21 protein-coding genes are annotated in these 21,098 nt (G+C 56.2%); 5 read left to right on the top strand and 16 right to left on the bottom strand.

The window, feature by feature from the left end:
* Positions 1-41: 41 nt before the first annotated feature.
* The 4 genes from glgA to menD form a co-directional block, all read right to left on the bottom strand.
* Positions 42-1,586, bottom strand: coding sequence for a glycogen synthase GlgA (gene glgA / locus SynBIOSU31_RS08130; protein ID WP_186489047.1), 1,545 nt, complete (start codon positions 1,584-1,586; stop codon positions 42-44).
* A 72-nt stretch (positions 1,587-1,658) separates the two neighbouring features.
* Positions 1,659-2,339 carry a L,D-transpeptidase gene (locus SynBIOSU31_RS08135; protein WP_186489048.1) on the bottom strand — a complete coding sequence of 227 codons (681 nt, stop codon included), beginning with the start codon at positions 2,337-2,339 and terminating at the stop codon, positions 1,659-1,661.
* Between the two features lie 34 nt (positions 2,340-2,373).
* A complete protein-coding gene (menB, locus tag SynBIOSU31_RS08140) occupies positions 2,374-3,249 on the bottom strand; it encodes a 1,4-dihydroxy-2-naphthoyl-CoA synthase (RefSeq protein ID WP_186489049.1) in 876 nt (291 codons plus the stop codon).
* A 14-nt stretch (positions 3,250-3,263) separates the two neighbouring features.
* Positions 3,264-4,994 carry a 2-succinyl-5-enolpyruvyl-6-hydroxy-3-cyclohexene-1-carboxylic-acid synthase gene (gene menD, locus SynBIOSU31_RS08145; RefSeq protein WP_186489051.1) on the bottom strand — a complete coding sequence of 577 codons (1,731 nt, stop codon included), beginning with the start codon at positions 4,992-4,994 and terminating at the stop codon, positions 3,264-3,266.
* A 100-nt stretch (positions 4,995-5,094) separates the two neighbouring features.
* Between menD and lepB the strand changes: the two genes are divergently transcribed.
* Complete coding sequence (gene lepB / locus SynBIOSU31_RS08150; protein WP_186489053.1) at positions 5,095-5,748, top strand: signal peptidase I; 654 nt, start codon at positions 5,095-5,097, stop codon at positions 5,746-5,748.
* Positions 5,727-6,074, top strand: a complete 348-nt coding sequence (locus SynBIOSU31_RS08155; protein WP_186489055.1) for a DUF760 domain-containing protein — start codon at positions 5,727-5,729, stop codon at positions 6,072-6,074. The genes lepB and SynBIOSU31_RS08155 overlap by 22 nt, the downstream gene beginning before the upstream one ends.
* 42 nt (positions 6,075-6,116) lie before the next feature.
* Here SynBIOSU31_RS08155 and SynBIOSU31_RS08160 read toward each other — a convergent pair whose 3' ends face one another.
* Positions 6,117-7,313, bottom strand: coding sequence for a DUF4336 domain-containing protein (locus SynBIOSU31_RS08160; protein WP_186489057.1), 1,197 nt, complete (start codon positions 7,311-7,313; stop codon positions 6,117-6,119).
* Between the two features lie 114 nt (positions 7,314-7,427).
* Here SynBIOSU31_RS08160 and SynBIOSU31_RS08165 point away from each other — a divergent pair, with 114 nt between their 5' ends.
* Positions 7,428-8,651, top strand: coding sequence for a hypothetical protein (locus SynBIOSU31_RS08165; protein ID WP_186489059.1), 1,224 nt, complete (start codon positions 7,428-7,430; stop codon positions 8,649-8,651).
* A gap of 34 nt (positions 8,652-8,685) precedes the next feature.
* Here SynBIOSU31_RS08165 and SynBIOSU31_RS08170 read toward each other — a convergent pair whose 3' ends face one another.
* On the bottom strand, positions 8,686-8,985 hold the full coding sequence (locus tag SynBIOSU31_RS08170; RefSeq protein ID WP_186489061.1) for a hypothetical protein: 300 nt from the start codon (positions 8,983-8,985) through the stop codon (positions 8,686-8,688).
* Positions 8,986-9,120: 135 nt separating this feature from the next.
* Here SynBIOSU31_RS08170 and SynBIOSU31_RS08175 point away from each other — a divergent pair, with 135 nt between their 5' ends.
* Positions 9,121-9,303, top strand: coding sequence for a hypothetical protein (locus SynBIOSU31_RS08175; protein WP_186489063.1), 183 nt, complete (start codon positions 9,121-9,123; stop codon positions 9,301-9,303).
* A 91-nt stretch (positions 9,304-9,394) separates the two neighbouring features.
* Here SynBIOSU31_RS08175 and SynBIOSU31_RS08180 read toward each other — a convergent pair whose 3' ends face one another.
* From SynBIOSU31_RS08180 to SynBIOSU31_RS08190, 4 genes are all read right to left on the bottom strand, one after another.
* Entirely contained in the window at positions 9,395-9,985 is a 591-nt protein-coding gene (locus SynBIOSU31_RS08180; RefSeq protein ID WP_186489065.1) for a response regulator transcription factor, read from the bottom strand.
* 416 nt (positions 9,986-10,401) lie between these two features.
* The gene (locus tag SynBIOSU31_RS08185) at positions 10,402-11,781 is read right to left on the bottom strand and encodes an FAD-binding oxidoreductase (RefSeq protein ID WP_186489067.1); all 1,380 of its coding nucleotides are present in this window, start codon (positions 11,779-11,781) and stop codon (positions 10,402-10,404) included.
* A gap of 46 nt (positions 11,782-11,827) precedes the next feature.
* Positions 11,828-11,950: a hypothetical protein gene (locus SynBIOSU31_RS14775; RefSeq protein ID WP_255477167.1), complete on the bottom strand. Its 123-nt coding sequence runs from the start codon at positions 11,948-11,950 to the stop codon at positions 11,828-11,830.
* A gap of 277 nt (positions 11,951-12,227) precedes the next feature.
* Positions 12,228-12,746 (bottom strand): hypothetical protein, encoded by a 519-nt coding sequence (locus tag SynBIOSU31_RS08190; protein WP_186489069.1) that lies wholly within the window; start codon positions 12,744-12,746, stop codon positions 12,228-12,230.
* A 440-nt stretch (positions 12,747-13,186) separates the two neighbouring features.
* Between SynBIOSU31_RS08190 and SynBIOSU31_RS08195 the strand changes: the two genes are divergently transcribed.
* Positions 13,187-14,188, top strand: a complete 1,002-nt coding sequence (locus SynBIOSU31_RS08195) for an amidohydrolase family protein (RefSeq protein WP_186489071.1) — start codon at positions 13,187-13,189, stop codon at positions 14,186-14,188.
* Positions 14,189-14,233: 45 nt separating this feature from the next.
* On the opposite strand, the gene SynBIOSU31_RS08200 is transcribed toward SynBIOSU31_RS08195, so the two are convergent.
* The 6 genes from SynBIOSU31_RS08200 to SynBIOSU31_RS08225 form a co-directional block, all read right to left on the bottom strand.
* The gene (locus SynBIOSU31_RS08200) at positions 14,234-15,130 is read right to left on the bottom strand and encodes an LOG family protein (RefSeq protein WP_186489073.1); all 897 of its coding nucleotides are present in this window, start codon (positions 15,128-15,130) and stop codon (positions 14,234-14,236) included.
* A gap of 38 nt (positions 15,131-15,168) precedes the next feature.
* The gene (locus tag SynBIOSU31_RS08205) at positions 15,169-15,972 is read right to left on the bottom strand and encodes a hypothetical protein (protein WP_186489075.1); all 804 of its coding nucleotides are present in this window, start codon (positions 15,970-15,972) and stop codon (positions 15,169-15,171) included.
* Between the two features lie 782 nt (positions 15,973-16,754).
* Positions 16,755-17,834, bottom strand: a complete 1,080-nt coding sequence (psbA, locus tag SynBIOSU31_RS08210) for a photosystem II q(b) protein (RefSeq protein ID WP_186490358.1) — start codon at positions 17,832-17,834, stop codon at positions 16,755-16,757.
* 477 nt (positions 17,835-18,311) lie between these two features.
* Entirely contained in the window at positions 18,312-18,569 is a 258-nt protein-coding gene (locus SynBIOSU31_RS08215) for a hypothetical protein (RefSeq protein ID WP_186489077.1), read from the bottom strand.
* Positions 18,570-18,845: 276 nt separating this feature from the next.
* The gene (locus tag SynBIOSU31_RS08220) at positions 18,846-19,949 is read right to left on the bottom strand and encodes a type III polyketide synthase (protein ID WP_186489079.1); all 1,104 of its coding nucleotides are present in this window, start codon (positions 19,947-19,949) and stop codon (positions 18,846-18,848) included.
* The gene (locus SynBIOSU31_RS08225; RefSeq protein WP_186489080.1) at positions 19,940-21,097 is read right to left on the bottom strand and encodes an NAD(P)/FAD-dependent oxidoreductase; all 1,158 of its coding nucleotides are present in this window, start codon (positions 21,095-21,097) and stop codon (positions 19,940-19,942) included. The genes SynBIOSU31_RS08220 and SynBIOSU31_RS08225 overlap by 10 nt, the downstream gene beginning before the upstream one ends.
* Position 21,098 lies beyond the last annotated feature (1 nt).

Consider the following 21,098-nt stretch of genomic DNA (forward strand, 5'->3'; position numbering starts at 1 on the left):
TCATTCCAATCATGGCCTGCCCTGACGGCGATGTGCTGGTTTTAAGAGCGCGACTGACGCAGCAAACGGGCCAGAGGGTTGCGACTGCCACGACCGCGGCTTTCAGGTTCTGGTGTTGGATCGGACTGCGGATCAACGGCTGCGTTGCGCGATGGATCAGCGTCCTGGCCCTGAGAAAACCGCTCAACAGCTGCCGCATCGGGACCAGGTTCCTTCAGACCACACACGTCCCTGTACATCTGGTCGTACTCAAGGGCCGAGCGCGCCCAGCTGTAGTCCTCACGCATGCCTCGCAGCTGGAGCTGTTTCCAGCTGTCCTGATGGCGGTAGGCCTCCCAGGCGCGCACAAGCGCGGTATAGAAGTCGACAGCTTCAAATCGATCGAAACAAAAGCCTGTTCCCACAGCGTTGCGGGGATCGTGCGGCGGCACGGTGTCCACTAGGCCGCCAACTTTGCGGACAACCGGCACACTGCCGTATCGCATGGCATTGAGCTGACTGATACCACAAGGTTCAAAACGACTCGGCATCAGGAAGGCATCGCTGCCAGCATAGATGAGCCGAGAGAGTGCATCGTCGTAGGTGAGGAACACCGAAACCCTGCCCGGATGGCGAGAGGCGAGCTGCCACAGACCGGACTCCAGTCCGCGTTCACCAGTCCCGAGCACCACAATCTGGGTATCGGTGTAGGCCAATAGCCGATCGGCAACTTGAAGGAGCAGATCCACGCCTTTCTGATCAACCAGACGCGTCACCATGCCCAAGACAAAGGCGTCATCTCGCACTTCAAGCCCCATCCGCTCCTGCAGAACGCGCTTGCAAACCAGCTTGCCGCTGAGATCATCAGCGCTGTAATTCGCCGGCAGGGTCTTATCTGTGGCGGGGTTCCAAGCCTCTAGATCGATGCCATTGAGGATGCCTCGCAGCTTGCCGGAGATGTAGTTCAGCAACCCCTCCAGTTTTTCGCCGTACTCGGAGGTGCGTATCTCCTGCGCATAAGTCGGCGAGACCGCATTGACCCCCTCGGCGTAGAGCAGTGCTGCCGCCATGGTGTGATCACCCTGCATGTACCAGGGGCACCAGGTGATGCGATCCAGCTTCCAGCGCCAAGGCCCCTGGTATTTGAGGTTATGGATGGTGAAGACCGTGCTGATTTCTGGGTCCTGATGCATCCAGACCGGGATCATCCCCGTGTGCCAGTCATGGCAATGCAGCACCTGGGGCTTCCAGACATTCCAGGAGAACTCCGCCGCCGCACTGGCGAAGAAGGTGAAACGCCAGTCTTCGTCTTCGCCGCCGTAGATCCGCTCCGGATCAAACACGGGATGCCCCACCAGATAGAGAGGCAGGCCATTGGTGGGATGGCGGGTCTCGAAGACTGCAAATTCAGTGCCCATGGTCTGGGCACGCCAAATGGGTTCAGCTGGGATATCCAGCTGGCTCCAGAGCTTGCTGTAGCCCGGCATGATCAGGCGCACGTCGTGGCCGAGTTGGGCCAGTGCCGGAGGCAAGGAGCCAACCACATCGCCCATACCGCCCACCTTCACCATGGGTGCGCATTCAGCGGCGGCAAACAGCACACGCATGGACGATCGATCCGGCTAAGCGGCGCGACTGTAAGCGCAATGCCGTTTGATCAGGGCCAGTAATCAGGCCAATCAGGGCAGCACGGTGACCGGAGTACCGACCCGCACCAGCTCAAAGATCTCCTGCACGTTCTCCTCGTAAAGACGCACACAGCCGTGAGAGACGGCGCGGCCCACGGTCCAGCGATAGGGGGTGCCGTGGAAGCCAGCCACTGTGCAGCCATCGATATCGAGGTATTGCTCTCCATCCCAGCCTGCTCGGCCTTTGCAGTCGCGGTAAAAGCCGATCCAGCGACTACCAAGTGGGTTGGTTGCATCATCAGGGCCTAGCTTCTTGCCATTGACCGGGTGGGTCCACACCGGTTTCTTCACCTTCTGCATCACGCGAAAACGTCCTGCAGGGGTTTCCCAGCCCACGGTTCCGACCGCAGCTGGAAAGCGTCGGGTGAGCACACCGTCATGGAGCACCAGCAGCTGGCGGTGCTGACGATCAAGAATCAGCTGTAAACCAAGACGCTGCAGCAGATCATCGGGAACTCGTTGCATGGATTCAGCGTCGGAGACAGCTGCTGCTAGTGGGGGGATGGGGTCGGGTTCGCGTTGGGTTGAGGTCTGAGTTGACGACTGAGTGGACTGCTCAGCAGCCTCAATGATTGGTGAATCGGTCTCAACGGACAACGCTGCGCCAGGAACAATCAGCAGCACTGCGGCCAGAGCCGACAGGCCTGAAACGAAGGGGATGCGAACCGGCATCGCTGCGCCAAACAGGGGATTTCTCCCTGTTTAGCTAGGGCAGCCAGGGAGAAGAAGAGAAATCAGGATCCCGCTTCTCCAAAAAGGCGTTGCGACCCTCCTGGCCTTCCTCCGTTCGATAGAAAAGATGGGTGGCTTGCCCCGCCAGCTCCTGGAGGCCCGCCAGCCCGTCGGTCTCGGCATTAAAGGCAGCCTTAAGGCAGCGAATCGCCGTGGGGCTGTGCTGTAACACCTCGCGCGCCCAGCGCACGCCCTCCGTCTCCAGCTCCTGCAGAGGGACCACGTCATTCACCAGCCCCATCGCCAACGCCTGCTCAGCCCCATAACGACGACAAAGGAACCAAATCTCCCGCGCCTTGCGCTGACCCACTACCCGCGCCAGATAGCCGGCACCGAATCCGCCATCGAAGCTTCCGACCCGCGGACCGGTCTGGCCGAACACGGCATTGTCTGCTGCGAGACTCAGGTCGCAAAGTAGATGCAGCACCTGGCCGCCACCGATCGCATAGCCGGCCACCAGAGCGATCACGACTTTGGGCAGGCTGCGGATCATCCGCTGCAGATCGAGAACATTGAGACGCGGAAGTCCCTGCTCATCGAGATAGCCGCCGTCGCCACGGACGCTCTGATCACCGCCGGCGCAGAAGGCATAGCCGCCGTCGTCTGCAGGACCAACCCCGGTGAACAGCACCACACCGATGCTGCTGTCATCACGAATGCGCGCAAATGCATCGCAGAGCTCCGCCACGGTGCGTGGACGAAAGGCATTGCGTTTCTGCGGTCGATTGATGGCGACCCTGGCGATGCCTGTCTCGCAGCGATCGAGCAACACATCCTCGTACTGACACCAGGGCTGCCACATCGCCCCTGAATCACCGGGCAAGACCGCGCGGGATAACGACTCAGCCATGACAGCGATGACGATCAGGCCTCCGTTGTACCGCCCCGCGACCGCTGCAGCGCGGTGACCGTGATCTCTCGCAGCTGATGACGCAGTTCGGCATCAGCGGATCGATCCGTACAAACGCGTAGCAGCGCAGTGCGCTGCTGCGACAGTCCCCACTCCAGAGCCGACTGCAGATCCTCGAGCCTGGTCAGCTGACGGGCGGGCACCGCATGGGCCGCTGCCAGGGCCAGAGGATCTAGGCGCTGCGGCATGGCGAACAGCTGATCCAACGAGCTGGATGCAACGGAGGCAATCGGCAGCTGGGCAAAGATGCCACCTCCGTCGTTATCAATCAGTAGCACCAGCAGAGGTGGTGAGGCCTCACTCGCCAGCAGCCAGCCGTTGCTGTCGTGCTGCAGCGCAAGATCACCGCAGATCAGCACAGTGGGGCCCTGAACGCGGGCAAGACCAAGGGCAAGCGACAGGGTGCCGTCGATGCCTGAAGCCCCGCGAAAGCTGAAGCAACGACGCGCCCCGAGGTCAGCAGCAGCGAAGGTCTGCCAGTCGCGCACAGGACTGCTGGCCGCAAGCATCAACGGCAACCCCTCAGGCAACAGTTCAGGCAAGGCCTTCATCAGTGCGGGCTCGGTAACCCCGCCTGCAGCCGGCAAATGCTGATCCAGAACCTGTTGCACGTGCGCATCGGCCTGAGCCCATTGCGCCAGCAAGCCCCTCGAACTGGAAGGGCTGAAGCGGGCATTCACGCTGATGGCATTCCACCAAGCCACCAGGCCACTGCTGTACTGCTGGGATAACCCCAGTGGATCCAGGCAGCGGGGTTCGCCTTCACTGATCAAAAGCTGGCCGGAACCAAGGCTGCTCAACCAAGTCTCTAGACGGCGGCTTGCAGGGAGTGGACCCAAACGCAGCACTTGAAGGCCTGCCTCAGCAGCAGGCAGAGAGTGCGGCAACAGCAGCTCCCAGTGGCGAATCAAATGGGGCAAACCCGCGGGAATCGCGGCCAGCTGATCGGCCAGCACTGGCCAGCCACTGCTCTCAGCGACTGCCCTGAGTGCCTGCTGATATGCGGGCCTGTCTGCTTCAAGACCGCGCCAAGGTCCAGCCACCACAACACCGGGACGAGACCAATCGAGGCCCACCGGTGGCTGAGTCGCAGCGGTAACCCGTGACCGGCAAAGCTGATGCTGCTGATGAGCGGCCCACTCCCAACCAGACCAGGCCTGCTGCTGGTCTTCGCGGCTGGGATGCAAAGGCTCCTCAAAAGGGAGATTGAGATGAACCGGCCCGGGATACGAAAGCGTTTGTTCCCAAGCTCCACAAGCCAGCGATTCCAACTGGGCCTGCGAGAGCAGGTGCAGGCCATCAAGGGGTCCGGTCGTGAACAAACGACAAACCGACGCCAGAAACTCCTCCTGATTCACCGTCTGGTTGGCGCCGCAGTTCTTCAGGCGCTGCGGCCGATCGGCGGTGAGCAACAGCAAGGGCAGAGCTGAGCGATCAGCCTCCACCGCAGCGGGCAGCAGATTGGCCACGGCAGTGCCCGAGGTCGTGATCACAGCCGCAGCACGTCCGGATGCAGCAGCCATCCCGAGGGCATGAAAGCCAGCGGAGCGCTCATCAATGGCTGTGGTCAACCTGAGCAATCCCCGTTCGGCCAAGCCACCCGCCGCCAGCGCCAAGGGTGCGGAACGACTGCCAGGGCAGAGCACCAGGCATTCCAGGCCTTGCTGCTCCAGGCACAGCAGCAAACCAATCGCTGCAGCAAGATTGTCAGAAGCGTGACTCAGACCTGATGCCGAGGCTGATGCGATCCTCGTTCAAGGCCAACCCTCATTGCTGAAGCTGCTGATGAGCGACCCGTCCGCCGACTCCACGACACGTCAGGGGAGCTGGCGCTCATTACTGATCTGGGTGCTGCTGGCATTACTGCTGCGCTGGCAGGTCGTCGAACCGCGCTGGATTCCATCGGGATCGATGTTGCCCACCCTGCAATTACAGGACCGCATCCTGGTGGAGAAACTGCGTCCACGCTTTGATCGATTACGACACCAACCGCTTCCGCTGAACAGCATCGTGGTATTCAGGGTTCCTGAGCCACTGGTGCAAGCCGGCTATGACCCAGATGCTGCACTGATCAAGCGTTTAGTGGGTAGGCCCGGAGACCAGCTGGAGGTGCGTGATGGCCAGCTCATACGCAACGGTGACGTTGTGAGTGAGCCCTGGCTCAACGAAGCGATCGACTACGTGATGGCCCCGGTCACGGTGCTCGACAACGAGTTATGGGTCATGGGCGACAACCGCAATGCCAGCCTTGATTCCCACCTCTGGGGTCCCCTGCCGGAAGCGGATGTGATCGGAACGGCAATCCTGCGCTATTGGCCGCTCAACAGGTTCGGTCCGATTCGGTTCTCCCGACCGGACGCATTAGTGACGGAGAGCACAGCTGCGATAAGGTCAAACACAAGACGGAGATCGATGGGATGTTTAACCCTGAGTTTCTGACCACTGATAACCAGGAGGGTCAGCCCGTCAATGGCCTGATTCAGTACTTGCAGGATCAATCACCTGACGTGTTGCAGCGCGTAGCCAAATCGGCCAGTCCGGACATTCAGGACATCATTCGCCACAACGTTCAAGGATTGCTGGGAATGCTTCCCGGTGAACAGTTCGAGGTGAAAGTCACCTCCAATCGCGACAATCTGGCGAACATGCTTGCCTCCGCGATGATGACTGGTTATTTCCTGCGTCAGATGGAGCAGCGCAAGGAACTGGAAGAGACCCTGTTTGGGGACGATGAAATGGCGATTGACTCCGACACGGATCTCTGATTCCAATTCGAGTCTGCAGTGATCAGCGTTTAGTTCGTTTGTTCACTGCGATGACTTAGCAGAGTCAGGAACAACGCCAAGGTTGAGAAGTGTTTGATCAATGCTTCCTAGGAACTCCCAGTTGCCTTCGCTAGGGGCCCATTCCCTCATCATGAGATGTTCGCGCAGTTGAACCACCTGTTGGGTTGAGAAGGTCAGCGGTGCTGAATAGTGGGCCGGCACCAGCCAGCGCAGATCACGCTGCTGTTCGAGAGCAGCCAACCAGGCGATCAACGCTTGTCGTTGCCTGGGCAGCACCAGACGCTCCAGAACAGGTGCCACCTGCAATCGTGGTTGATCGTCTCCCATCAGAGCCTTGGCCGAATCCAGCCACCCCGGCTTCCAGGCAAAGGGATAGATCCCGAAATGGGTTCTTGCACTGCGCAGACCAGGCCGAAAGGCGTACCGAATCACCTGCAGCCAACTAGGGACATCCAGCGGTTCAGGGCGAAGGTAGGAGGCAAACAACACAAGCCTCGCCCAGCCGCGGCGGCGATGATCCGGGGTGTCTTCAAAGGGTTGATCACCGCGATCACGGGCATGAAACAGCAACGGTGCAGGGTCGTGCTTAAAGACCTCCGGCGGTTGCGAAGAAATACCAACCAGGGCATCGGTCACCAGTAATGCAGCTGAGGGGCGGTGCAGGCAGCTCACCTCCTGAAAACGACCGACACCCAGATCCAAGGGCCCCAGTGAAATCCACTCGCACACCTCGCGATGGGGCACGCCATCGTCGAGCAACACCCTGGTTCGATTGGCGGGCACACCCAGCCAAGACAGCGGCAAATTGATCGGGAAACTCCATTGGCCAGGACAGACCCAGAGATCAGCTTGCGGAAAGGCTCTGGCCAGCGGAGCCAACGGCAGCTTGTGCTCCAAACCTGAAGCGGTGGGCAACACAATGCTGAGCACCGCTCCATGTTCAGCTTCGAGGGTGCGAATCAGCGCAAGTAGCTCGCCGGTGGGCGGCAGCGGATTCACCAGCATCAGACCGCCGGGAACCTTCACCACCGTTAGCCGGATCGGCACCGCCACGTAATAGACACCCTGAAGTTGCTCAAGGCTCCAGATCTGCCCGGGAATCAGCTCTTCAAAGTGGGTGGCACGGCGGCCATACGGATACAACGGCAGCAGTGGCCACCAGGGCCAGCTTTGGTCCTCTGGCGAGATGCCCTCAGTTGCACTCAGATCGCCTGCCATCACTCAAATCAGCTGTTCCATGGACTCATTTTGTGCATCTGGGCAAAACCTTGTGCAAGTGGTTTTAGGGACATTTCAGGGATAAAATTGGCGTACATGCCACCTTGTCCCTAAATGACAGAGTCGACTGGGCAACGCCGCAACAGCGCAAGGCTGAAGCGACTCTCTCAGTATCTCCGGACGCATCACTCTGATCGATACGGCCTCTCGTTACGACGAAAAACAAGGCCTTCAGGAGAAGAGCTGATCTACCTCTCCTTCAACACCCGCGCTGACGGATCGGGAGATCAGAGGTGGCTGAAGCTGACCTCCACCTATGAAGATCCCGACGTCGCGATCTCTAGAGCAGTCGACCAGGCACTGGCCAACTTCGACAAAGACCTCAAGCGCAACGCAGGCGGGCCAGTCGGAAGCTCATTGGGCGTTTACCAGCGGCAGGCACTAAACCGCATCGAAGCCTCGGGGAATTCCGAGAAACATGCTTCGCGAAGGGTGAAATGGCTGAAATCCTGCGTGCAATGGCTCAGCGATCAGAACGGTCGAGCCACCAGCCGTGAAGACCTACTGAAATGGATCCAACATTGGCCGGCAGAAGCAAGGAGCCGGCGCGATGCCATCTCTGCAGCATGCCTCTTGTTCGATATCGCGACAGATGGGAAGAGACTGAATCCGGGTCAAGAAAACGCTTACAAGGAACCAGCTGCAGGGCAAGGAAAACCTGTCGAGCCAACTGAGGTGGAAAGAGTGATCCTGTCGCTCTGGGATCGAGCCAAGTCGTCTGAACTTGCTCACGCCGCGGCCTGGCTCACATCCTGGGTCGCCCTCACAGGCGCAAGAGGATCCATGGTGATGTCCTCTGAGTTGATGTGGAAAATGAAAGGCAGTGTCGAAGTAGCCGTTGGGAGCTACGTGCGATGCCAAGACAACAAACGGGGCAGAAACCGCCCCGCCAACCTCTGCCCGTCTTGGCGTGATCTCCTAGAGAGCGTCGGGCCTCAACGTCTGCAAGAACCACCTGAGCGACTTCGCCTTGCAGCAAGCCCCTGGGACGAGAAGCCCACTCAGGATCAGCAACGAAAGACAGAGCAAGAGCTTGGTGCCGTACATGGCTGGATTTGGCGGGAACTCTCGGATGAGAAAGGCTTGAAGGAAGACCGCGATCTAATTGGCCTCCGCACACTGCGCCATAACGCAGCTCGACGACTACTGGAGGTCAAGCAATTGGACTTACTTCAGATCGCGGGTCTGCTCTCAACCTCAGAAGACATGCTTCGACGGACTTATGCAGACCATCACCGATTCCGCTCGCACGAAATCATCCGAGAAGTCTTCGGATAGTGCGCGTCATGGTTCAACTGCGTCCTTCCCAATCTCAATCCAGCTCACCGCTTTTCACCTTCTGGTGAATGGCCCGCAGAAGATCTCGAATCAGCTCCTCATTGGTGGAGATACCACCACTGTGGCGATCACGACGGGCCTCAAAAAACAAGCTGCAACGCAGCTGCGTAAGCGTTGCCGCACCACCTGAATTCGCCAGATCCGCACAGGCATCAAACCCTCCCATCTGCTCATAGCCATTGATGGTGTGCGCGAAGCGAATCCAGCCGCTTAGATCACCCTCAGGCGAGGGGATCTTCTCAAGGATCAGTTCCGTGTTGGGAATAATGCTCATGGCTATGGCCTGGGGCAGTTTCGGCTGACGTCCGCATCAGATTCGTAGTTTTTCTCCGATCGAAAATCCCCCAATGGAGGGATCCCAGAGAAGTCGAACTGATTCATCGTCGAGCAGAGAACATCTGGGAGTCATATGACCACTTCGTTACCGCCAACAGGCAAATTCCCTGCAGAGCCCAACCAACTCGAGCGGGCAGAGCTGGCAGCACACCTTGAGGCGGAAGGTGTGACCCCACCGCCCAAACCACTGGAAAGTTTCACCAAGAAGGAGCTGGTTTCGATGCTGAAATCACTGCTGGGGGAGAGCCTGAAATGACCATCACGCCCCGATACGGAGAAGCACTGCAATGGACCGATGCATTGCACCGAGATCAACGGCGCAAAGGTAAAGCCGTTCCCTACATCGCTCATCTGATTGCCGTCAGCTCCTTGTTCGATAGCCCCTCTGTCAGACCCACAAGTACTTCCTTCTCCCTTTCTGTGATGTCGTTCGGGAGAACCATTGCAAAGGGGTTCGCACCCACATAACCCGCTTTCTTCCTGACTTGTTCGGGGTAGTAGACGCCTCGTTTGGCAATGGCTCGCAGAGCTTTGACGAAGTCGCCATCCCCGTCAGAGATGTTGGAGTTGAAGCAGATTCCTTCTGCCCCTGCCTCCAGGCACTCCTCAACGACAACAGCTGTTTCCTTTGCCAGGAAGATCAGGGTGTGGGTGTTCGGAGCAGTGGTCTTCAGTTCTTTGATGAGTGAGGGGCCGTAACCCTGTTCCAACTCATCGGTGAGGATGACGAGGTCAGGTGCCTGTACCGCTGCCTCTTGGAGTGCCTCCTTTTCACAGGTCACTGCCCAAAGCACTTTCCCCCTGAAGAACTCCAGAAGGTTCATTGCGGCCAGTAGTAGTGGGTTGCCAGCCACCAGGCCAATGGTCTGTCCTTTCAGGAGGGAACGAGCCTCGTCCTCCTCAATGGCTCTTGCTGGGGAGACGTGATTCAGCTTCATGGAACCAGTTTGGCCACGAATGGACTTGCGCTCTAATCATTGGTGACATTGCCCACAATCACGCCCAGTTGCACAAAATCCCAAGGACAAATCAGGGACAGACTCCTCAGACCTTTTCCTTTAACTGGGAGCTAGGTGGCAGCAGCGGCCACCAACCCCAGCGCTGATCAGCAGGATTCACACCAGCTCCAGCCACCATGCTCCCCGTCAATGCAGTAATTCTGCAGAGGAATCGATCAGGCCAGGGGCAAACCACCCACCGCGGCGCAAAACAGCACCACCCGCCACGCCGGTTGCCGCCAGCTCACCAACAGCACAAGTGCCACCAACGCCAGGCTGAACTCAGCGCTATCGCGGATTCCCGTTTGCCAGCGGGTTAAAACAAGGACGCCAAGAACGGCTGAGTTCGTCGCGAGTCAGGCCCGGCCGAACAGCGTCGCGTAGTGCCGATACCAGTCGCTCTGAAACCGGCATTCGGGGTCGTGCATCAGTTTCGCATCGAGGAACTCCGAAAATTGCGGATAGCACGTCTCGACCTGTTCCCTCGTCGCCCACGGGTGATAGGTGAGATAGAACCGCCCCCCATGCTCGATCACCCGGTCGATGATCCGGCGAAAATCGGCCTGGGCCTTACGGATGCCTTCCGGCGTGTGCATGACATGCAGATTGCAGACGATGCAGACGCTTCTCCGAGTAGCCCAAGGGAGAAAACTCTCCTCGTCGGGCTCGATGAACCGGATGGTTCCATAGGTCATGTCGACTGCATGGCGAATGAAGTCCTGACGCACCTCGATCAGAAACGGGATCAGTGAGTCGCGGTCGACGTAAACCTCCGTGATCATCTCGGTCCCCTGATCGGTGGACACCACGGCGTCATACCCATCGAACACGTTCGAAAGCTGGTGGGCATCCGACCAGTAGACCTGACCCGAAGTACCCAGATAGAACTGCTTGTACGTCGCAAAGGCCTTTCCCTTGTTGGTTCGCGCGAGTCGATAGAGATCGGCCCAGTCGGACGCCGCCATGTGGCGGGTCTCTTCGGGAACGGGAGTGTCGTCGGGAACCGGTCGGTAGCAGGAGAAGACTCCGGGATGGAACTCCTCGCCACCATGCAGGTCGATCGAGTACTGACAGTCACCAAAGAGGAAACCATCCTCAATCGCCGCATCGATTCGAGGCATGAGAGTCCTGACCGCGATGACCTCCACGATCCGCTTCACCTTGCACCGAGGCACAAGTCGAATCGTGACCCGGGTCACCACGCCGAAGAGACCGTACCCGCCGATCGCGAGGGCGAAGAGATCACGATTCTCGGTTCGACTGCACACCTTCAATCGCCCATCGGCGTCGATGATCCGGAAGGACTCGATGTCCGAAACGAAAGGCGGAAATTGAAGTCCCCGACCGTGGATGTTGGAGGAGAGCGAGCCCGCAATGGAGACCTGATCGATTCCGGTCTGCTTCTGCCGCACCGCCCAGATCGTTTCACTCCCGTCCTGATCAGCGTGGAGGTAACCGATCAATTCCGGCCACATGATTCCACCCTCGACTTCGATCAGACCATTCCGACGATCGAATGCAACGATCCGATCCATCCCACGAAGATCGAGATGCAAGGTTCCGCTGCCGAACTGCTGCCGCCCCATCGAATGCCGGCCTCCGGCCATGGAGATCGAATCGCCCGCCTCGGCCGCAGTCAGGATCGCCTTCCGGACCTCCTCCTCCGAACATGGCGAAAGAATGGATTTCACATGAGTGGGATTCAGACGGGATTGAGCATCATTGACTTCAGGCATGAAAAAAGGCTCCTTCGATGGACGTGGTTATGGATGAGACAGTCATTCACTCGGAACCATCCAGCACGAAGTTCTCGGTGACAGCGTCACCATCCCAGGGACTGACGACGAGGTAAAGGCGACGTTCGCCAAAGCATTGCTCAGGCTGCGAATCATCACTGGCCCACAATCACGACAAATTGCACAACAAAACAGAAGCAATTCAGAGATCAACCTCTTAAACCCACTGCAAGCAGACAATCCTGAGTGGCAGCAGCAACCAGAAGGGCCAGCTTTGACTCTCAGGCTGGGTGACATTTACCTTCACACATTTCTGGCTCAGTCAACGACATTCTGACCATTGGCGATGCTGTGCAGTGGTTGGTCTTCAGTGTTCACTGCACACAAAGCCCCGCAGGAACCGTTTCACGAAATACTCCAAGCCACGCGCAAGCAAAAGCAGGGCATTAATGAGACTTGCCTGCCCGTTTCAACCAATCATCCAAGGTTTCTGAAAGCAAATAGTGATAGCCACGTTCCAACGAAGCATCTTCATAAGCACCAAGATCAACCACCTTCCATCGAAATGACTCAAGTCGATCTCGTTCAAGAAACACAACAACAGGATGCTCAAACTGACGGTTTTTACCACCAGAAAGAATCACAAGATTCACTTTGACTTCATCTGGATCCACAACTTGGCATCGAATTGACTGAATCCCATCAGTTCCCCATTGCGTTCCGGAAAAAATATCAATGTCCACGACCACATAACCCTTTCTCGAGGCTTCATATTGGGCCTGTTCCTTTGCAACATCGAGCAACTGCCTGTAAATAGCTGCTTCGAATAGATGGCTATATCGTGAGAGGCTCTTGCTCCAGAAATCAGACCTTACCTCTTCGCTGTAAAGCAAGCGCACTAATGGCTCAACACCGTCAGGACAACCAGAGTTCTGCTGGTTAGCCGACGCAGGAGCCAATGACATAGTCAACATGAGCCCCAGGAACCAAAGATGCATCGAAGGGATACTTGTATGCATTAACACATCCAAACAAAACATCAACCATTTAATCATCGGCGAGACAACCAACCTAAAAGGATAGAATTTTTAAAAATTAATTTAACGACTACAGTTTTGCTGCAACAAGTGTGCAATAACCATGGCGCCACTGAGTCAACACAAACACTGTTCAAGCCAGGTTCTGCTGAGCAGCCAGAACTGTTCCGTTGCCGAGCAATTCCTACAGACTCAGCTCCACCTACCAGAATGCTCCGGAGCGGGAAATTGGCAGCTTCGGAGATATGCTTTTTTTGCTTCATCGCCATCTCTGCAAGCAACAGATCAGACTCAAATCACAGTAACAAGACACTGAGGCAACAACGGATGTGCAGGCGATGGCTGGTGCATCAATAACAAAACCGAAAATGAATCAGAACCGCACCTCAGCATCACAGGTAGCAACAGACAAAGAGCCAACCATCAATAAGATCGCTCTCGAAGAACACTTCTCCATCGAAGAACTTCTCCCCACATCAGCGGAGTTGGAGTTTTTCGACCCACAGGTGCTTGGCGTGATTGAACCGTTGCTGCCTGAACTAGCTGAACAGCGCCTGTCCAATATGGACAAGGCCGGGATCGAGATCGCTGTGCTGTCACAGACTGCACCGGGAATTCAAGCGATCGCCCACTCGCCCGAAGCATCGGCCATGGCTAGACAAGCCAACGACGCTCTACACGCAGCCGTAGAGATAGAACCTCGACGATTCAGAGGCTTTGCGGCGCTGAATCTGCACGACATCGATACAGCTTGTGCTGAGCTAAAGCGATGCGTAGGCGAGCTGGGTTTCGTTGGAGCTCTGGTCAACGGCAGCACACAAGGTGAATACCTCGACAGTCCCAGAGTCGATTCGCTGTGGTCGACGCTCGAGCAGCTTGACGTGCCCCTTTATCTCCATCCCGGACTTCCAACCAATCAACCCGCTTCGATGGTGAAGGAACTCGATGGTGCCACTTGGGGCTGGTCATTTGACACCGCTACCCATGCGCTGCGCCTGATTGTGAAAGGCGTTTTTGAAAAACATCCCAACGCCAAGGTGATCCTGGGACACATGGGGGAAAACCTGCCATTCTATCTCTGGCGACTCGACAGTCGATATTCGTCGACTCGCTATCGCGGCGACATCAGCACACCACCCAGCGATGTATTCCGGCAAAATTTCTTCATCACCACCTCAGGCGTCTGTGATGATGCTGCACTGCAATGTTCGATCGCTACCCTCGGCGCAGAACGCATCATGTTCTCCACGGATTACCCCTATGAAGACATCGAACTCGCAGGCCGATGGATTGAGCAAGCAGCGATCGATCCACTCGCGAAGACCATGATCTGCAGAGACACAGCGCGGACGCTGCTTCGCCTTGGCTAAAAGGGCGAGCCCATAAATGCAGTATCTCAGTTCACATTCAGTTCTTCAGCAAGTCTCTTGTACATGATCACGAATCAGACTCCAGGCTTCAGCAGCGGTATCAGCAAATTGGAACAACTGACGATCTTCATCATTAATCAGTCCTGAGTCGGCCATAAATTCGAAATCGATCAATCGCGACCAGTAATCAGTTCCAAAAAGAATGATTGGCATTGCACTTTTAGCCCCAACTTGTCGTAACGTCAAAACCTCAAAAAGCTCATCCAAAGTACCAAAACCGCCCGGAAACAAGACTGCACCAACAGAGCGCATCACAAAATGGAACTTACGTAGCGAGAAGTAGTTAAATTTAAAGCACAAGTTTGGAGTGATATAAGGATTTGGATACTGCTCATGCGGCAGTTCAATGTTAAAACCTATTGAACGACAGCCAGCGTCGAAGGCTCCACGATTGGCAGCCTCCATAATCCCAGGGCCACCCCCAGTCACAATAACGTGGGTTGAACAACAAGGTGTTGTGCTGTCTTTGGGTTGGCCATATCTAGAGGCCAAAAAGGCGAATTCTCGTGCTGAATCGTAGAAGCCTGAAAGCTCTAAAAGTTTTCGGGCCTGCTCCACCCTTCGTTGCAGCAACTTAGAATTAGGATCAGCATTCACTGCATCAAGTGATTCCGCAAGACACGACTCTGCGGCTGAGCGCTCCTGAACTCGAGCACCTCCAAAGACAATGACGGTAGAAGTAATTCCAGCTTCCTCGAGTCGAAGTTCTGGCTTACTGATCTCCAGAAGCATTCTCACTCCCCGCATTGAAGGGCTGTTCAGCAGATCAAGATCGTGATGCGCCAACTTGTAAGTATCAGAGGCAATAATCTGATCAAGATTTTGTGCAATCAAGTTCTGATCGTCACTGACAAATTTGGAATCGCTTGATGCTGACGACATTGATAAACCATCCATAACGACAGATTGGCAGCAAGGTTTTAGGTCATCACGCCCATTTCATGAAGTGTGGTCATCACCTGTTGTCGTGCAGCAGCCTCAGTGAGCCTTGGATTCTCTCTCTTGATATTAGAAACCATTCGCTTAAACATCTCTCGATGTTCAATCGAAGCATGCTTCAGCCACTCTTCATATTCAGACCTGGTTTTATTTAAAAGTCTCTCCTCAAACATAATTTTATAGTGAGGATAAAGGAATGCATGATCTCTCTCACATCGGATCCCCATATCCGTTAGAAGCTGCATCGATGATCGACCACTCAGATAACTCAAGCCAACCTTCTTCTTGTGACCAAGCCAGTCGCATGCAGAAGCCAGGGCTTCATACGCACCTTGCTGATTGCTCATCACAAGCTTTTTCCATTCGTCGTAAGTGTCCTGATCGAACTGACCAATAATCAGTGTTCGAATGCCAGAGGGGGAGCATCGGAAGCGTTTGCCAGTCTTCACACCTAAGGTCCAAACCGGATACTTATGCCTCTTACCCGCTTCGTCGGTTAGCGCAAGCACAACCGCCCAAAGCCCGCACATAAAGGTAACGGCGTGTGGATGCTTCACCACAAACACACCGTGGCCTTGTTGTCCCTCTGGGATGGCTGCCAACAGATCTGGTTTCCAAATCTTGTGTTCCTGGTTCTCCTCAGTCCACCTGTCATGGTCAAACCATTTTTGGGATGCCTCAATCTCATCAGGGGTGGCGTCCTTAAAGTTCTGATTGAAGATTTCCTTCGTCCGGCTTGCTGAGTAGCCATCACCGGCCTCAATCTCGTTCGCGAATGCTGCCATCAGCCGATGAGAATTACTGCTTTGCTGGAATGAGTGATCAGAACCGAAGTCCTCTGTGTTCTTGCTGAAACCTGAAGAGTTCCATGATCGGCGGCATTCAGCAAGAAGCCCTGTTCGTAGTCCAACGAATGATCCCAGTCCCGATCAGTGTGGACACCAGTGAGCGGCCTTGGCATGCGCGTCAGGACAACGACGTGATGTCAAATCAAGCGTGCATCAGAACCGAGGCAAACCATTCTCACTATTGGAGGATTTGCCAATGAAGGCAATGCGCCATTTGACCGATGGCAAGACCGCCACTGCGGGTGGAGAGTGAGGCCACGAATCGGAGGAGCCCATGACGGCCGATACTCCACCTGAGCAGATCTCAGAAGCAGACTGACTTCTGGCCCCTACTCCAACAGTCTCATCCATGACCTGGGTTGGTCCTTTGGCAGGCATGACTTGTGCGCCACGCCAATCGACACTCCGCTTGCACCGCCCTAGGTGCCCCAGGAGTTCACAACCTCCCACCTAGAGCCAATGGCCCCAGGGCGCCTCTAGCCAGACGCTTCGACCCCTTCCTTCCACAACAAGTGATGGGTTGAACAATGCATAAACGAGCGAGTTAGGCCGTCTTTCCATCCGGAAGGGCGGCCTTCCTTCTTGGTGGTCTGCGACTGACGCACCGAGTCAACTCACCGATCTGACAACTTGCTGATCCAACAGCAAGCCAACAAAAAGCCCCCTCGTGAGAGGGGGCTTTCCGATTCAGTTGACCTGAATCGTTTGTTGATTCCAGATCAACCGATGGCAGGTGCTTGCAGAGCCACAGGTGTGGACTCAGCAGCAGCCAGGTCGAGGGGGAAGTTGTGAGCGTTGCGCTCGTGCATGACTTCCATGCCGAGGTTGGCGCGGTTCAGCACATCAGCCCAGGTGTTCAGGACGCGGCCCTGACCATCAAGGATGGACTGGTTGAAGTTGAAACCGTTCAGGTTGAAGGCCATGGTTGACACGCCAAGGGCGGTGAACCAGATGCCGACAACAGGCCAGGCAGCCAGGAAGAAGTGCAGGCTACGGCTGTTGTTGAACGACGCGTATTGGAAGATCAGGCGACCGAAGTAACCGTGGGCAGCCACGATGTTGTAGGTCTCTTCTTCTTGGCCGAACTTGTAGCCGTAGTTCTGGGACTCGCTCTCGGTTGTTTCACGAACCAAGGAGGAGGTCACCAGTGAACCGTGCATGGCGGAGAACAGTGAACCACCGAAGACGCCAGCCACACCAAGCATGTGGAAGGGGTGCATCAGGATGTTGTGCTCGGCCTGGAACACCAACATGAAGTTGAAGGTGCCGGAGATGCCCAGGGGCATGCCGTCAGAGAAGGAACCCTGACCGAAGGGGTAAACCAGGAACACGGCGGAGGCAGCAGCCACAGGTGCGCTGTAAGCAACGCAGATCCAGGGGCGCATGCCGAGGCGGTAGGAGAGTTCCCACTCGCGACCCATGTAGCAGAAGATGCCGATGAGGAAGTGGAAGACAACCAGCTGGTAAGGACCGCCGTTGTACAGCCACTCATCAAGAGAAGCAGCTTCCCAGATGGGATAGAAGTGAAGGCCGATGGCGTTCGAGGAGGGAACAACAGCACCAGAGATGATGTTGTTTCCGTAGATCAGGGAGCCAGCAACGGGCTCACGGATGCCGTCGATGTCGACGGGGGGTGCTGCGATGAACGCAACGATGAAGCAGGTGGTGGCAGCCAGCAGGGTGGGGATCATCAGCACACCGAACCAGCCCACATAGAGGCGGTTGTTGGTGGAGGTGACCCACTCGCAGAACTGCTGCCAGCCGTTAGCGCCGGAGCGCTGCTGAATGGTGGTGGTCATGAGAACGGGAAAGAAGCCTGTGGGTCGAAACCCGTCGGCAAGTAAAGAAAGTCGGATAACCGACCACATCAATGTAAAGCTGTTTTGCGCAATGTGAACCGTTCGTATCGCCAAAAACGGGACAGCAACCTTGATCGCAATGATCAGCTCAGCTAATCGTTCCAGCAGGTGACTGATTCCTAAGGGCTTGCTGCGAGCCAACCACAAGCCATCTCCATCGACGCAGCAGGCATCGAAGGCCTCAAATGAGGTGATCAAGCGATGCGCGCTGTTGAGCGAGCCGCCAACCGGCATCGAAAAGCAGGACCGGTTTTAGCCGCAAGCGATTCAAAGCCATCAAAATTGGCTTGAGTAACTAAACACTCGAGCAACCAATAAATCGATTGCAATCAGCACCAGATCACGATGGAGATTGTTCAACTATCTGATCAATTAGCCATTTTGATTCCATATTTCAACATGGAAGGTCTTGCAATCTCACTTAATAGCATCATTATATGCTTTCATTTTTTCAGAGTAGGAGACAAACACAGCTCTCCAACTTTGACCTGAAGATTCCGTGGCATACGCATAGGCTTCATCCCAATTCATGCGCTGCTTGTAAGCATCACAGCGATGCTCTGTATGCTCTTCTGCCCACACTGAGTAAGCATGCTTGGAGTAATCAGCACCTCCTCCACCTCCTCCATGACCAAACAGAAGGGGGAGCAATGCAACCGGAAACAACAAAGGCATTTGCAAAACTTTTAAAATCTTGAATCGCCAACCAGACTGAGACTAGAGGTCGATCAATCGTTTTTTTGATACGAAGAGAGATCTGAATCATTGGCTCCTAATGGTTAGCGACTGGCGTCGAAACGACCACAGCGCTCCACCCCAAACAACCTGCTTATTGCGTAAGCAAGCAAATCACCTTGAAGCCAGTGAAAGCAGCGATCTCTACAACCAATGAATCGTGCCTCCAGGAACTGGCCAAACAGGATGCCGCACCTGAAACAACCACGTCAGTGCTTATGCAAACTGAGCAACCTGAAGATCGAGAAGTGCCACCTCAGCGCTCAGACCGGGACCGAACGCCAGTGCAAGACAAGGGCCCGCAACAGATCGCTTACGCAGGCGTTCGAGAATGAACAAGATCGTCGCCGAAGACATGTTGCCGTGATCCTGGAGAACAGCTCTAGATTCCTCCAGATGCGTCATATCCAGCGCTAACGCCTCAGCGCAGGTCGAGAGAATCTTCGGACCGCCTGGGTGCACGGCCCAACTGCCTATCGCCGAGAGATCAACGGCCCGATCCTGAAGCCAATCCTCTAACCAGGGAAGCAGTGCGGAACCCACCGTTTCCGGCACCAGCGGCGACAGTCCCATGGAAAAACCATGATCACCTATCTCCCAGTGCATGAGATCAGCACTGTGGGGAATCACAATCGAACCGCTGCTCTGCAGTACCAGGTCCCGACCAGACGATGGCGGCGTAGCGGAGCCGACAACGGCTGCTGCTCCATCGGCGAACAACGCATTGGCCACGACTCGTTCGGGATGCCAGCCGTACGACATATGCAGGCTGCACAGCTCCACGGCGCAGAGCAAAACCACAGCGTTGGGGTCCATCTCGGCAAAGGCATGGGCGACACGTAAGCCGTTGAGCGCTCCATGGCAGCCCATGAATCCAACATGCGTTCGTTGCACTGCTGCGGAAAGTCCGAGCTTGTCGATCAGGAACAAATCGACCCCAGGCGATTGAAAGCCCGTGCAGCTGACAGTGACAAGGTGGGTGATCGTCGATGCCGGCAAGCCGGAGTCATTCATTGCCTGACGGGCCGCCTCCAGGGCAAGCCTGCCGGCGTGCTCCGCAAAGGCCTGCATCCGCTCTGCCGTGCCAGGACTCTCCGTGCCGTAAAAACTCAGACGCTTCCGATTCACGCCTCCATCGGCTTCATTTGTAAGCAGCACACTGCCGCGGTTGAGCACCTTGGTCTTTTGATAAATCCGAGCCATCAACCTGGCCTGATCTGGACTTTCGACATTGATCCGACGCGCAACCTCCAGCGCTTCCTCCTGACTCAACCTCTGAGTGGGCACTGCAGTACCGATGCCATGGAGTGTCAGTGACATGGATCAGAGAAAGCTGTGTTGGGAGCAACCCGATTGAGGCCACTGATGACACGCTCGGGGATTGCGGGCCAGTGGTATCCCAACCTGAACACGGCGGCGGTAGCGAGCGGTTGCCGCAATAACGTCGATAAGAGACGACAGAGACGCTGACGACTCACCGTCAGATCGGACAACTTCTTTTGCCAGCGCAGCTCAAGATCAGCGGTCCATGCTCCCTGGGCCTCCTCCACAAAAGGGGCCACCGCCGCACCTGCAGCAAGAGCCCAGGCCATGCCCTCACCGGTGAAAGGTTCCACATAACCGGAAGCATCACCGAGCAGCAGAAAGCGCTCACCTGCAAACACTCCAGCACGACGTGTTAGGGAAGGAGTCAATTGCCAGCGTGATGATTCCAGAGCTCGAGGAATAGCGAACCCGGCCTGGCGTAGAACCTGATCAGCCGCACGAGACACTCCACCTGCAGACCTCAACGCAGAGGGGTCGAAAGCAGCTGCCAGATTGAGAGCACCATCCTCACGGCGCACTAAGCCGACATAACCACGCCGAGCGATAGCCATATGAATAGTCCCGCTGGCGTAAGCGATTTCGTCGTCATTAATCAGGCAACCTGCTCCAATCCTTGATTCGGGAGCGATCCAGGTCTTGTTCTGGTCGCTTGATGCCAAGACCTGATGTTGCAAACCAGCTGCGACAAGGACAATACGGGCCCGAACCCTCTCAGCGGATGCACCACCAGAAGGACGCAATCGCACCACTCGTGCATCGGCGAAAGTCTCCTCAACAGCGGCAGCGGTCTGGAACCTCACTGTGGCTCCTGCCGCCTCAGCCGCATCGACCAACGCTTGATCAAAACGCTCGCGTGAGAGTGCCCAGCCTCCTGGCAACCCCGCATTAAGTGTCCTGGAGTTCCAGCCGAGACGGACTTGATCAAGAGGAACACCTCCCTGATCACGAATCAGGTCCGGTAACCCCAACTCAGCCAAGGCAGCCAAAGCATTGGCATTGAAGCAACAACCACAAACCTTCCAGCGTGGAAAAGAGCGCTTTTCAACGAGCAGGACAGTCAAACCTCGACGCGCACAGGCGAGGGCGGCCAGTCCACCAGCAACTCCAGCTCCAATCACCACGACATCCCAACTGTTTCGCATC

This window comes from Synechococcus sp. BIOS-U3-1 (assembly GCF_014279975.1).
Lineage (GTDB): Bacteria > Cyanobacteriota > Cyanobacteriia > PCC-6307 > Cyanobiaceae > Synechococcus_C.

Excerpts from the sequence above, each read along its gene's own strand:
- glgA (WP_186489047.1), bottom strand. The coding sequence starts at position 1,586 with ATGCGTGTGCTGTTTGCCGCCGCTGAATGCGCACCCATGGTGAAGGTG.
- SynBIOSU31_RS08135 (WP_186489048.1), bottom strand. The coding sequence starts at position 2,339 with ATGCCGGTTCGCATCCCCTTCGTTTCAGGCCTGTCGGCTCTGGCCGCA.
- menB (WP_186489049.1), bottom strand. The coding sequence starts at position 3,249 with ATGGCTGAGTCGTTATCCCGCGCGGTCTTGCCCGGTGATTCAGGGGCG.
- lepB (WP_186489053.1), top strand. The coding sequence starts at position 5,095 with ATGAGCGACCCGTCCGCCGACTCCACGACACGTCAGGGGAGCTGGCGC.
- SynBIOSU31_RS08155 (WP_186489055.1), top strand. The coding sequence starts at position 5,727 with ATGTTTAACCCTGAGTTTCTGACCACTGATAACCAGGAGGGTCAGCCC.
- SynBIOSU31_RS08160 (WP_186489057.1), bottom strand. The coding sequence starts at position 7,313 with ATGGCAGGCGATCTGAGTGCAACTGAGGGCATCTCGCCAGAGGACCAA.
- SynBIOSU31_RS08165 (WP_186489059.1), top strand. The coding sequence starts at position 7,428 with ATGACAGAGTCGACTGGGCAACGCCGCAACAGCGCAAGGCTGAAGCGA.
- SynBIOSU31_RS08170 (WP_186489061.1), bottom strand. The coding sequence starts at position 8,985 with ATGAGCATTATTCCCAACACGGAACTGATCCTTGAGAAGATCCCCTCG.
- SynBIOSU31_RS08175 (WP_186489063.1), top strand. The coding sequence starts at position 9,121 with ATGACCACTTCGTTACCGCCAACAGGCAAATTCCCTGCAGAGCCCAAC.
- SynBIOSU31_RS08180 (WP_186489065.1), bottom strand. The coding sequence starts at position 9,985 with ATGAAGCTGAATCACGTCTCCCCAGCAAGAGCCATTGAGGAGGACGAG.
- SynBIOSU31_RS08185 (WP_186489067.1), bottom strand. The coding sequence starts at position 11,781 with ATGCCTGAAGTCAATGATGCTCAATCCCGTCTGAATCCCACTCATGTG.
- SynBIOSU31_RS08190 (WP_186489069.1), bottom strand. The coding sequence starts at position 12,746 with ATGTCATTGGCTCCTGCGTCGGCTAACCAGCAGAACTCTGGTTGTCCT.
- SynBIOSU31_RS08195 (WP_186489071.1), top strand. The coding sequence starts at position 13,187 with ATGAATCAGAACCGCACCTCAGCATCACAGGTAGCAACAGACAAAGAG.
- SynBIOSU31_RS08200 (WP_186489073.1), bottom strand. The coding sequence starts at position 15,130 with ATGTCGTCAGCATCAAGCGATTCCAAATTTGTCAGTGACGATCAGAAC.
- SynBIOSU31_RS08205 (WP_186489075.1), bottom strand. The coding sequence starts at position 15,972 with ATGGCAGCATTCGCGAACGAGATTGAGGCCGGTGATGGCTACTCAGCA.
- psbA (WP_186490358.1), bottom strand. The coding sequence starts at position 17,834 with ATGACCACCACCATTCAGCAGCGCTCCGGCGCTAACGGCTGGCAGCAG.
- SynBIOSU31_RS08215 (WP_186489077.1), bottom strand. The coding sequence starts at position 18,569 with ATGCCTTTGTTGTTTCCGGTTGCATTGCTCCCCCTTCTGTTTGGTCAT.
- SynBIOSU31_RS08220 (WP_186489079.1), bottom strand. The coding sequence starts at position 19,949 with ATGTCACTGACACTCCATGGCATCGGTACTGCAGTGCCCACTCAGAGG.
- SynBIOSU31_RS08225 (WP_186489080.1), bottom strand. The coding sequence starts at position 21,097 with ATGCGAAACAGTTGGGATGTCGTGGTGATTGGAGCTGGAGTTGCTGGT.